Origin of the sequence: Serratia quinivorans (assembly GCF_052113645.1) — a bacterium.
Classification (GTDB): Bacteria; Pseudomonadota; Gammaproteobacteria; order Enterobacterales; family Enterobacteriaceae; genus Serratia; species Serratia quinivorans_B.
In genome coordinates, this window is record NZ_JBIEIU010000030.1 from 15165 (window position 1) to 25671 (window position 10507).

Consider the following 10507-nt stretch of genomic DNA (forward strand, 5'->3'; position numbering starts at 1 on the left):
CTTATTCCTCAATTTTACCGCCAGCAGCTTCGATAGCAGCACGAGCGCCTTTGGTGACACGCAGACCACGCAGGGTAACCGGACGAGCGATTTCGCCTGAAAGCATAACTTTCGCGAATTCGATCTGGGTACCAACAACGTTAGCGGCTTTCAGCGTGTTCAGGTCGATTACGTCGCCTTCAACAAGAGCCAGTTCAGACAGACGAACTTCTGCCGTGATCATAGCTTTGCGAGAGGTGAAGCCGAATTTCGGCAAACGACGATATAAAGGCATCTGACCACCTTCAAAACCACGACGTACGCCACCGCCAGAACGTGAGTTCTGACCTTTGTGACCACGACCAGCGGTTTTACCCAGGCCAGAACCAATACCACGACCTACACGCTTAGGCGCATGCTTGGCACCTTCAGCCGGAGACAGAGTATTTAAACGCATCTGTTACTCCTCAACCTTAACCATGTAGGAAACCAAGTTGACCATACCACGTACAGCAGGAGTATCCTCACGCTCTACAGTATGACCAATACGACGCAGACCTAAACCGATCAGGGTTGCCTTGTGCTTTGGCAAACGGCCGATGCTGCTTTTTGTTTGAGTTACTTTAATAGTCTTTGCCATGGTTATTTCCCTAGAATTTCTTCGACGGACTTACCACGCTTAGCAGCGACCATTTCTGGGGATTTCATATCTTCCAAAGCAGCAATAGTTGCACGAACCACGTTGATCGGGTTAGTAGAACCATATGCTTTAGCTAATACGTTATGAACCCCTGCAACTTCCAGGACGGCGCGCATTGCACCACCGGCGATGATACCGGTACCTTCGGAAGCTGGTTGCATGAACACACGGGAACCCGTATGAGCACCTTTAACAGGGTGCTGCAGAGTACCGCTATTCAAAGCAACATTAATCATAGCGCGACGGGCTTTTTCCATCGCTTTCTGGATCGCTGCCGGAACTTCGCGTGCTTTGCCGTAGCCAAAACCAACGCGACCGTTACCATCACCAACTACTGTCAGTGCGGTAAAGCTGAAAATACGGCCACCTTTTACGGTTTTAGATACGCGGTTTACCGCGATCAGCTTTTCCTGCAGTTCGCCAGCTTGTTTTTCGATGTGAGCCATCTTAAACCTCTTCCTTAGAACTGAAGGCCAGCTTCACGGGCAGCATCTGCCAGTGCCTGGACTCGACCATGATATTGGAAACCGGAACGGTCGAAGGAAACTTTAGAGATCCCTTTTTCCAACGCGCGCTCAGCCAGTGCTTTACCTACGGCTGCTGCTGCGTCTTTGTTACCGGAATACTTCAATTGCTCTGTGATAGCTTTTTCTACAGTAGAAGCGGCTACCAGTACTTCAGAACCATTTGGAGCAATTACCTGTGCGTAAATGTGACGCGGGGTACGATGTACCACCAGGCGGGTTGCACCCAGTTCTTTGATCTTACGGCGTGCGCGGGTCGCACGACGGATACGAGCAGATTTCTTATCCATAGTGTTACCTTACTTCTTCTTAGCCTCTTTGGTACGCACGACTTCGTCGGCGTAACGGACACCCTTGCCTTTGTAAGGCTCAGGACGGCGGTAGGCACGCAGATCTGCAGCAACCTGGCCAATAACTTGTTTATCAGCGCCTTTCAGCACGATTTCAGTTTGGCTTGGGCATTCAGCAGTAATACCTGCTGGCAGCTGGTGATCGACCGGGTGAGAGAAGCCTAAGGCTAAATTCACCACGTTGCCTTTAACAGCAGCACGATAACCAACACCTACCAGTTGAAGCTTCTTGGTGAAGCCTTCGGTAACACCAACTACCATTGCGTTCAGCAGAGCGCGCGTGGTACCCGCTTGGGCCCAGGCGTTAGCAAAACCTTCGCGCGGAGCGAAAGTCAGTGCGTTAGCTTCTTGCTTCACTTCAACGGCGTTGTGGACAGTACGAGTCAGCTCGCCGTTCTTACCCTTAATCGAAATAACCTGACCGTTGAGTTTTACCTCTACGCCGGCAGGAATGACGACGGGTGCTTTTGCAACACGAGACATTCTTTCCTCCCGAATTAAGCTACGTAGCAGATAATCTCGCCACCAAGACCTGCTTGGCGAGCTGCACGATCGGTCATAACACCTTTAGAGGTAGAAATAACAGCAATACCCAAACCAGCCATAACTTTTGGCAGCGCATCTTTTTTCTTGTAGATACGCAGACCTGGACGGCTGATTCGCTGAATGCTTTCTACCACTGCCTTGCCCTGGAAGTACTTCAGTACCAGTTCCAGTACAGGCTTGGTGTCGCCTTCGATTTTGAAATCTTCAATAAAACCTTCTTCCTTCAGCAGGTTGGCAATTGCCACTTTCAGCTTGGAGGAAGGCATGGTGACCGCAACTTTGTTCGCGGCTTGACCGTTACGGATACGGGTCAGCATATCCGCGATCGGATCTTGCATGCTCATCTGTCTTTACTCCCGTGATTCAATTGGTAATTACCAGCTAGCCTTTTTCAAGCCTGGTACTTCACCGCGCATAGCGGCTTCACGTAACTTGATACGGCTCAACCCGAATTTGCCCACATAACCATGTGGACGGCCAGTTTGGCGGCAGCGTTTGCGCTGACGAGACGGGCTGGAATCACGCGGCAGAGTTTGCAGCTTGAGAACAGCATCCCAACGATCTTCGTCGGAAGAGTTCACACCAGAAATGATAGCCTTCAGTTCCTCGCGTTTAGCGCGGTACTTTTCAGCCAGTTTCACGCGAACGACTTCGCGTGCTTTCATTGATTGCTTAGCCATCAGTAACCCTGCCTTACTTACGGAACGGGAAGTTAAAAGCAGCCAACAGCGCGCGGCCTTCATCATCAGATTTCGCAGTAGTGGTAATGGTAATATCCAAACCACGAACGCGGTCGACTTTGTCGTAGTCGATTTCTGGGAAGATGATTTGCTCACGCACACCCATGCTGTAGTTACCACGGCCATCGAATGACTTAGCGGACAAGCCACGGAAGTCACGGATACGTGGAACAGCAATGGAAATCAGTCGCTCAAAGAACTCCCACATGCGTTCGCCACGCAGAGTTACTTTACAGCCGATCGGATAGCCCTGGCGGATTTTGAAGCCTGCAACAGATTTGCGTGCTTTGGTGATGAACGGCTTTTGACCGGAGATTGCTGCCAGATCCGCTGCTGCATTATCCAGCAGTTTCTTGTCAGCGATCGCTTCACCAACACCCATATTCAGGGTGATCTTCTCGACCCGAGGGACTTGCATGACAGAGTTGTAATCAAACTGAGACATCAGTTGTTTGACTACCTCGTCTTTGTAGTAATCATGCAGTTTCGCCATCGTATTACTCCAAGTTACTTGATAGTTTCGCTGTTAGATTTGAAGAAACGGACTTTTTTCCCGTCTTCGAATCTAAAGCCTACACGGTCAGCCTTACCGGTAGCCGCGTTGAAGAGAGCAATGTTAGAAACCTGAATTGCAGCTTCTTTTTCAACAATGCCACCTGGTTGGTTCAGGGCCGGAACCGGCTTCTGATGTTTCTTGACCAGGTTGATACCTTCAACAATGACCTTACCAGCAGACAGGACATTTTTTACTTTACCGCGTTTACCTTTGTCTTTCCCGGTAAGCACGATAATTTCGTCATCACGACGGATTTTCGCTGCCATGTTTCGCTCCTTAGAGTACTTCTGGTGCCAGAGAGATAATTTTCATGAACTTCTCATTACGCAGTTCACGAGTTACCGGCCCAAAAATACGCGTACCGATAGGTTGCTCGCTGTTATTGTTTAAAATAACGCATGCATTACCATCGAAGCGAATGACAGAACCGTCCGGGCGACGTACACCCTTCTTGGTGCGCACCACTACCGCCTTCAGCACATCGCCTTTCTTCACCTTACCGCGAGGAATTGCTTCCTTGATGGTAATTTTGATGACATCGCCAATGCCTGCGTAGCGACGGTGCGAGCCACCTAGAACCTTGATACACATTACGCGACGTGCACCGGAGTTGTCGGCCACGGTCAGCATAGTCTGTTCTTGGATCATGTTAGTGCTCCGCTAATGTCAACTACAACTTTAGGACCTATTACTAGATCGTTGAAAAGCCCCATAACTGAGGGCGCAGCATTATAACACCGCTTCCAGAGTATGGGTAGAAAAAATAAACGGCTCATTTTCTGAGCCGTTTATAAGTTAGAGCCAGCTACTCTATTACAGAATCGCTTTCTCTACAACGCGAACCAACGTCCAAGACTTAGTCTTAGACAGTGGACGGCATTCGCGGATTTCTACCACGTCGCCGATACCACATTCGTTGTTCTCGTCATGTACGTGCAGCTTGGTCGTACGCTTGATGAATTTCCCGTAGATCGGGTGCTTCACCGTGCGCTCGATAGCAACAACCATGGATTTCTCCATTTTGTCACTAATAACACGACCCTGCAGAGTACGGTTAATATCAGTCATTTACACACCCGCCTTTTCAGTCAGTAAAGTCTTAACGCGTGCGACATTACGACGCACTTGTTTCAACAGGTGAGTTTGTTGCAGCTGGCCACTTGCCGCCTGCATGCGCAAGTTAAATTGCTCACGCAGCAGGTTGAGCAGCTCAGTGTTCAGCTCTTCAACGCTTTTTTCACGCAGCTCTTGTGCTTTCATTACATCACCGTCTTAGTTACAAAGGTGGTTTTGATCGGCAATTTAGCTGCAGCCAGCTTGAATGCCTCACGGGCGACCTCTTCTGGTACACCGTCCATTTCGTACAGGACTTTCCCAGGTTGGATCAGGGCAACCCAATACTCCACGTTACCCTTACCTTTACCCATACGCACTTCGAGCGGCTTCTCGGTAATTGGTTTGTCCGGGAATACACGGATCCAAATTTTACCTTGACGCTTAACTGCACGAGTCATTGCACGACGAGCTGCTTCGATTTGACGAGCAGTCAGACGGCCACGGCCAACAGCTTTCAGACCGAAAGTGCCGAAGCTAACATCCGTACCCTGCGCCAGACCACGGTTGCGGCCTTTGTGCATCTTACGGAATTTTGTACGCTTTGGTTGTAACATCAGCGACTCTCCTTACTTGCGGCCTTTACGCTGCTGCTTTTTAGGTTGAGCAGCCGGTTCCGGTTGTTCAACTGCAGCCATACCACCCAGGATCTCACCTTTGAAGATCCATACCTTAACGCCGATTACACCATAAGTGGTGTGCGCTTCAGATGTGTTGTAATCGATATCCGCACGCAGTGTGTGCAACGGAACACGACCTTCACGGTACCATTCGGTACGCGCGATTTCAGCACCGCCAAGACGGCCGCTTACTTCAACTTTGATACCTTTAGCGCCAAGACGCATTGCGTTCTGTACAGCACGCTTCATAGCACGACGGAACATAACGCGACGTTCCAGCTGTGAAGTGATGCTGTCAGCAACCAATTTAGCGTCAAGTTCCGGTTTACGGACTTCGGCGATGTTAATTTGCGCAGGAACGCCAGCGATATCCGCTACGACCTTACGCAGTTTTTCGACATCTTCACCTTTCTTGCCGATAACGATGCCTGGACGAGCAGTGTGAATAGTCACACGGATGCTCTTCGCAGGACGCTCGATAACGATGCGAGAAACGGAAGCTTTCGCCAGTTCCTTAATCAGGAATTGACGAACTTTAAAGTCGCTGTCCAGGTTGTCAGCGAATTCTTTGGTATTCGCATACCAAGTAGAGTTCCAAGGTTTGACAATACCCAGGCGAATACCATTAGGATGTACTTTCTGACCCATTGCTAGTCTCCAGAGTCTCAGCGATCGGACACAACCACAGTAATGTGGCTGGTGCGCTTCAGGATGCGATCTGCACGACCTTTTGCACGCGGCATAATGCGCTTCATGCTTGGGCCTTCGTCTACGAAGATTTTCGTGACTTTCAGATCATCGATGTCAGCGCCATCGTTGTGTTCTGCGTTAGCAATGGCAGACTCCAGCACTTTCTTAACCAGACCAGCAGCTTTCTTGTTGGTGTAGGCCAGAGTTTCCAGAGCTTGCGACACTTTCTTACCGCGGATCAGGTCTGCAACAAGGCGGACCTTCTGTGCAGAAGAACGAGCGTGGCGATGTTTAGCGATAGTTTCCATCTCTTCCTCCTACCTTAGCGCTTTTTAGCTTTTTTATCAGCCGCATGGCCGCGATAAGTGCGAGTCGGCGCGAATTCACCCAGTTTGTGACCGACCATTTCATCGGAAACGAACACTGGTACGTGCTGACGACCATTATGGACAGCGATGGTCAAACCGATCATGTTAGGAAAGATCGTTGAACGACGGGACCAAGTGCGCAAAGGCTTCTTGTCACCGCTTTCCACCGCTTTCTCTACCTTCTTCAGCAAGTGCAGGTCAATAAAAGGACCTTTCTTGAGAGAACGTGGCATGGCTTATCCTCTAATTATTTTTTGCTACGGCGACGTACGATGAACTTATCGGTACGCTTGTTGCTACGGGTTTTCTTACCTTTGGTCTGAACGCCCCATGGTGTTACTGGGTGTTTACCAAAGTTTTTACCCTCACCACCACCGTGCGGGTGATCGACCGGGTTCATCGCCGTACCGCGAACGGTAGGACGAACACCACGCCAACGTGCAGCACCTGCTTTACCCAGAACGCGAAGCATATGTTCAGCGTTACCGACTTCACCTAAGGTGGCGCGGCAATCAACTGGAACTTTACGCATTTCGCCTGAGCGCAGACGCAGAGTTACGTAGGAACCATCACGTGCAACGATCTGAACGTAGGCACCAGCAGAACGAGCCATCTGGCCGCCTTTACCTGGTTTCATTTCTACGTTGTGAACCGTTGAACCCACTGGGATGTTGCGCATTGGCAGGGTGTTACCCACCTTGATTGCAGCATCAACGCCAGATTGGATCTGGTCACCAGCTTTCAGGCCTTTCGGCGCCAGGATGTAACGGCGTTCGCCGTCTTTGTACAGAACCAGCGCGATGTTCGCGGAACGGTTCGGATCGTACTCCAGACGCTCAACCACTGCAGCCACACCGTCTTTGTTGCGTTTGAAGTCAACCAGACGATAATGTTGCTTGTGGCCACCACCGATATGACGGGTGGTGATACGGCCATTGTTGTTACGACCACCGCTTTTGCTCAGTTTCTCAAGCAGCGGGGCATAAGGTTTACCCTTGTGCAGCTCAGGGTTAACCACTTTAACAACGTGGCGACGACCCGGAGATGTAGGTTTACATTTAACAATTGCCATTGTTCTTACTCCTCCGACTTACTCTGCGCCGCCGATGAAGTCCAGATTCTGGCCTTCTTTCAGGGTGACGTAAGCTTTTTTCCAGTCGCTACGACGACCAACACGCTGACCGTGACGCTTCACTTTCCCTTTAACTACCAGGGTGTTAACGTCTTCGACTTCGACTTCAAACAGTTTCTGCACTGCAGCTTTAATTTCTGCTTTGGTCGCGTCTTTGGCAACTTTGAGAACGATGGTGTTAGTTTTTTCCATCGCAGCGGATGCTTTTTCAGATACGTGCGGTGCACGCAGCACTTTCAGCAGACGTTCTTCACGGATCATGCCAGCATCTCCTCAACTTGCTTCACAGCATCAGCAGTCATAACCACTTTGTCGAAGGCGATCAGGCTAACCGGGTCGATACCTGCTACATCGCGCACGTCAACCTTGTACAGGTTGCGAGCAGCCAGGAACAGATTCTCATCCAGTTCACCGGTCACGATCAGCACATCTTCCAGAGCCATATCTTTCAGTTTCTGTGCCAGCAGCTTAGTTTTAGGCGCTTCTACAGAGAACTTCTCGACAATGATCAGACGATCTTGACGTACCAGTTCGGACAGGATGCTTTTCAGCGCGCCGCGGTACATCTTTTTGTTTACTTTCTGACTGTGGTCCTGTGGCTTCGCAGCGAAGGTCACGCCACCTGAACGCCAGATCGGGCTCTTTACAGAACCTGAACGCGCACGGCCGGTGCCTTTCTGGCGCCACGGTTTTTTACCGGAACCAGTCACTTCAGCGCGGGTCTTCTGAGCACGGGTACCTTGACGGGCACCTGCTGCATAAGCAACAACAACCTGGTGTACCAGCGCTTCGTTGAAATCACGACCGAAGGTAGTTTCGGAAACAGTCAGCGCGCTTTGCGCGTCTTTCAATACTAATTCCATTGCTATCCCCTTACGCCTTCACAGCTGGTTTAACGATCAGGTTGCCACCGGTTGCGCCCGGTACAGCACCCTTAACCAGCAGCAGGTTGCGCTCAGCGTCAACACGTACTACGTCCAGGCTTTGAACGGTTACACGCTCGTCACCCAGGTGGCCAGCCATTTTCTTGCCTTTGAACACTTTGCCCGGAGTCTGGTTCTGACCGATAGAACCCGGAACGCGGTGAGACAAGGAGTTACCGTGGGTAGCGTCTTGGGTACGGAAGTTCCAGCGCTTTACAGTGCCAGCAAAACCTTTACCTTTAGAAGTACCGGTAACATCGACTTTTTTAACTTCAGCGAAGATTTCTACGCTGATGTTTTGACCTGCAGTGAACTCTTCACCTTCTGCAAGGCGGAATTCCCACAGACCACGGCCAGCTTCAACGCCAGCTTTAGCGAAATGGCCCGCTTCCGGTTTGGTCACACGGTTAGCTTTTTTGCTACCAGTGGTAACCTGAACGGCACGGTACCCATCGTTAGCCAGGTCTTTAACCTGAGTCACGCGGTTCGCTTCAATTTCAATCACGGTTACTGGGATAGAAACGCCATCTTCAGTGAAGATACGAGTCATGCCCACTTTTTTACCGACTAAACCAATCATTGTTTCAACCTCTCAATCGCTCAATGACCTGATTAACCCAGGCTGATCTGCACGTCTACACCGGCAGCCAGATCCAGACGCATCAGAGCATCAACGGTTTTCTCGGTTGGCTCAACGATGTCAACCAGACGCTTGTGAGTGCGAATCTCGTACTGATCACGCGCGTCTTTGTTAACGTGCGGAGAGATCAGAACGGTAAAGCGCTCTTTGCGAGTTGGCAGCGGGATCGGACCACGGACTTGCGCACCAGTGCGCTTTGCAGTCTCGACGATTTCCGCGGTTGATTGATCGATAAGACGATGATCAAACGCTTTCAGGCGGATACGGATTCTTTGGTTCTGCATGAGACCAGAGCTCCAATTATTTATAAACGTAAATAATTACTCCTCACACCCATTTCGATTGATGGGGGAGTGTAATCGTCAACATATAACCCCCATATCGGGAGTATTGTTCGAAGGGCAGAAAGTCCTGCCTATCGACTGATTCGCTAAAATCAGGCTTACCAAGATTAGGTAAGCCCGCGCATTATACGCAAAACGGAGCGAGAAGCAAGACACAGATGGAAATATGCTCAGGATATCGACATTTTTTGCAGGAGTGTGGTGAACCGGGGAAAACGATGAGGGGTATATGCAAAAAGAGAAGAAAGCGAATGAAGCGATGCAATGGCTCCCCTGCCCTGCCGGAGTAAACTCATGCCGGCGGAGGAGCGTCGTTGCTAAATGTGAAAACGGAGGTGTTCTTCTTATAACTGCGCTTGTGCGTAGTTCTGGATACCCAGGCGCGCGATCAAATCCAATTCGGTTTCCAGCCAGTCGATATGTTCTTCTTCATCGGCCAGGATCTCTATCATCAAATCACGGCTGACATAATCATGGATGGAATCGGCATAGGTGATAGCCTCTCGCAGGTTCTTGGCGCCGTCCAATTCCAGGGCCAGGTCAGAACGCAGCATTTCTTCGATATCTTCGCCAATATTCAGCTTGCCGAGATCCTGCAAATTCGGCAGGCCCTCCAGAAACAGAATACGTTCGATGTAACGATCGGCATGTTTCATCTCATCGATCGACTCGTGGTATTCCTTGTCATTGAGGCGTGTTAGTCCCCAGTTTTTGAACATTCGGGCGTGCAGGAAATATTGATTGATGGCAACCAGCTCGTTACCGAGCAGTTTGTTGAGGTGAGCAATGATCTTTTTATCGCCTTTCATAGGTAATTCCTCCTGGCCAGTTCTAAAAGTGTAGAAGCTGTAAGCCAAGAGTCAAAAAATAACCTTACCTTTAGTTAGGCAACTTCATGCATTGGGATAATGGTTCCGCTTTCCTCCACCATAATCTGTCTTGCCTGACGAATGCACTTTCCGCAATCGGTACCAATCGGCACAAGTTCACGCAGTTGTTTCATGGTATGCGGGTTGTGCTGACGCACGGCCTTACGGATCGCTTTGTCAGTCACGGCATTACACAGACATACGTACATAGAGAGACTCACTTCTTAACCAATACTGTAAGTCTAAATAGGAATGCTTTTTATTTCAATTAAGATTTAACCGAATTGCATAAAAAAAGGGCACCGAAGTGCCCTCTTTTGTGTCGAAAAATTATTCGCGATTAAGCGATAACTTTGGCAACAACACCAGCGCCAACAGTACGGCCGCCTTCACGGATTGCGAAACGCAGGCCG

23 protein-coding genes and 1 pseudogene are annotated in these 10507 nt (G+C 50.0%); all 24 read right to left on the reverse strand.

Going from position 1 to position 10507, the window contains the following annotated elements:
- Position 1 precedes the first annotated feature (1 nt).
- Positions 2–436: a 50S ribosomal protein L15 gene (gene rplO / locus ACGS9J_RS26550; RefSeq protein WP_020837232.1), complete on the reverse strand. Its 435-nt coding sequence runs from the start codon at positions 434–436 to the stop codon at positions 2–4.
- Between the two features lie 3 nt (positions 437–439).
- Positions 440–619 carry a 50S ribosomal protein L30 gene (gene rpmD, locus ACGS9J_RS26555; RefSeq protein ID WP_002213339.1) on the reverse strand — a complete coding sequence of 60 codons (180 nt, stop codon included), beginning with the start codon at positions 617–619 and terminating at the stop codon, positions 440–442.
- A gap of 2 nt (positions 620–621) precedes the next feature.
- The gene (gene rpsE / locus ACGS9J_RS26560; RefSeq protein WP_004951140.1) at positions 622–1125 is read right to left on the reverse strand and encodes a 30S ribosomal protein S5; all 504 of its coding nucleotides are present in this window, start codon (positions 1123–1125) and stop codon (positions 622–624) included.
- Between the two features lie 14 nt (positions 1126–1139).
- Positions 1140–1493: a 50S ribosomal protein L18 gene (gene rplR, locus ACGS9J_RS26565; protein WP_037425856.1), complete on the reverse strand. Its 354-nt coding sequence runs from the start codon at positions 1491–1493 to the stop codon at positions 1140–1142.
- 9 nt (positions 1494–1502) lie between these two features.
- Positions 1503–2036 carry a 50S ribosomal protein L6 gene (gene rplF / locus ACGS9J_RS26570; RefSeq protein WP_012147217.1) on the reverse strand — a complete coding sequence of 178 codons (534 nt, stop codon included), beginning with the start codon at positions 2034–2036 and terminating at the stop codon, positions 1503–1505.
- Positions 2037–2050: 14 nt separating this feature from the next.
- Positions 2051–2443 (reverse strand): 30S ribosomal protein S8, encoded by a 393-nt coding sequence (rpsH, locus tag ACGS9J_RS26575; RefSeq protein WP_004951149.1) that lies wholly within the window; start codon positions 2441–2443, stop codon positions 2051–2053.
- 30 nt (positions 2444–2473) lie between these two features.
- Positions 2474–2779 carry a 30S ribosomal protein S14 gene (gene rpsN, locus ACGS9J_RS26580; RefSeq protein ID WP_012147218.1) on the reverse strand — a complete coding sequence of 102 codons (306 nt, stop codon included), beginning with the start codon at positions 2777–2779 and terminating at the stop codon, positions 2474–2476.
- A 13-nt stretch (positions 2780–2792) separates the two neighbouring features.
- Positions 2793–3332 carry a 50S ribosomal protein L5 gene (rplE, locus tag ACGS9J_RS26585; protein ID WP_004951155.1) on the reverse strand — a complete coding sequence of 180 codons (540 nt, stop codon included), beginning with the start codon at positions 3330–3332 and terminating at the stop codon, positions 2793–2795.
- Positions 3333–3346: 14 nt separating this feature from the next.
- On the reverse strand, positions 3347–3661 hold the full coding sequence (gene rplX, locus ACGS9J_RS26590) for a 50S ribosomal protein L24 (RefSeq protein ID WP_004951158.1): 315 nt from the start codon (positions 3659–3661) through the stop codon (positions 3347–3349).
- 10 nt (positions 3662–3671) lie between these two features.
- Positions 3672–4043, reverse strand: a complete 372-nt coding sequence (rplN, locus tag ACGS9J_RS26595) for a 50S ribosomal protein L14 (RefSeq protein ID WP_004951161.1) — start codon at positions 4041–4043, stop codon at positions 3672–3674.
- Between the two features lie 165 nt (positions 4044–4208).
- Positions 4209–4463: a 30S ribosomal protein S17 gene (rpsQ, locus tag ACGS9J_RS26600; protein WP_012147219.1), complete on the reverse strand. Its 255-nt coding sequence runs from the start codon at positions 4461–4463 to the stop codon at positions 4209–4211.
- Complete coding sequence (gene rpmC, locus ACGS9J_RS26605; protein ID WP_004951169.1) at positions 4464–4655, reverse strand: 50S ribosomal protein L29; 192 nt, start codon at positions 4653–4655, stop codon at positions 4464–4466.
- A complete protein-coding gene (gene rplP, locus ACGS9J_RS26610; protein WP_004951171.1) occupies positions 4655–5065 on the reverse strand; it encodes a 50S ribosomal protein L16 in 411 nt (136 codons plus the stop codon). The genes rpmC and rplP overlap by 1 nt, the downstream gene beginning before the upstream one ends.
- A 12-nt stretch (positions 5066–5077) precedes the next feature.
- Positions 5078–5776 (reverse strand): 30S ribosomal protein S3, encoded by a 699-nt coding sequence (rpsC, locus tag ACGS9J_RS26615; RefSeq protein ID WP_004951172.1) that lies wholly within the window; start codon positions 5774–5776, stop codon positions 5078–5080.
- Between the two features lie 17 nt (positions 5777–5793).
- Positions 5794–6126, reverse strand: coding sequence for a 50S ribosomal protein L22 (gene rplV, locus ACGS9J_RS26620; protein WP_004391423.1), 333 nt, complete (start codon positions 6124–6126; stop codon positions 5794–5796).
- Between the two features lie 14 nt (positions 6127–6140).
- The gene (gene rpsS / locus ACGS9J_RS26625; RefSeq protein WP_004929772.1) at positions 6141–6419 is read right to left on the reverse strand and encodes a 30S ribosomal protein S19; all 279 of its coding nucleotides are present in this window, start codon (positions 6417–6419) and stop codon (positions 6141–6143) included.
- A 14-nt stretch (positions 6420–6433) separates the two neighbouring features.
- Positions 6434–7258: a 50S ribosomal protein L2 gene (gene rplB / locus ACGS9J_RS26630; RefSeq protein WP_442233557.1), complete on the reverse strand. Its 825-nt coding sequence runs from the start codon at positions 7256–7258 to the stop codon at positions 6434–6436.
- An 18-nt stretch (positions 7259–7276) separates the two neighbouring features.
- On the reverse strand, positions 7277–7579 hold the full coding sequence (gene rplW / locus ACGS9J_RS26635; protein ID WP_012147222.1) for a 50S ribosomal protein L23: 303 nt from the start codon (positions 7577–7579) through the stop codon (positions 7277–7279).
- Positions 7576–8181, reverse strand: a complete 606-nt coding sequence (rplD, locus tag ACGS9J_RS26640; protein ID WP_012147223.1) for a 50S ribosomal protein L4 — start codon at positions 8179–8181, stop codon at positions 7576–7578. The genes rplW and rplD overlap by 4 nt, the downstream gene beginning before the upstream one ends.
- A 10-nt stretch (positions 8182–8191) precedes the next feature.
- A complete protein-coding gene (gene rplC / locus ACGS9J_RS26645) occupies positions 8192–8821 on the reverse strand; it encodes a 50S ribosomal protein L3 (RefSeq protein WP_044554946.1) in 630 nt (209 codons plus the stop codon).
- 32 nt (positions 8822–8853) lie between these two features.
- Positions 8854–9165: a 30S ribosomal protein S10 gene (gene rpsJ / locus ACGS9J_RS26650; RefSeq protein WP_001181005.1), complete on the reverse strand. Its 312-nt coding sequence runs from the start codon at positions 9163–9165 to the stop codon at positions 8854–8856.
- 404 nt (positions 9166–9569) lie between these two features.
- The gene (gene bfr, locus ACGS9J_RS26655) at positions 9570–10034 is read right to left on the reverse strand and encodes a bacterioferritin (RefSeq protein WP_442233558.1); all 465 of its coding nucleotides are present in this window, start codon (positions 10032–10034) and stop codon (positions 9570–9572) included.
- Positions 10035–10108: 74 nt separating this feature from the next.
- The gene (bfd, locus tag ACGS9J_RS26660; protein ID WP_013814795.1) at positions 10109–10303 is read right to left on the reverse strand and encodes a bacterioferritin-associated ferredoxin; all 195 of its coding nucleotides are present in this window, start codon (positions 10301–10303) and stop codon (positions 10109–10111) included.
- 131 nt (positions 10304–10434) lie between these two features.
- Positions 10435–10507 (reverse strand): annotated as a pseudogene (locus ACGS9J_RS26665) (EF-Tu/IF-2/RF-3 family GTPase); the annotation flags it as partial.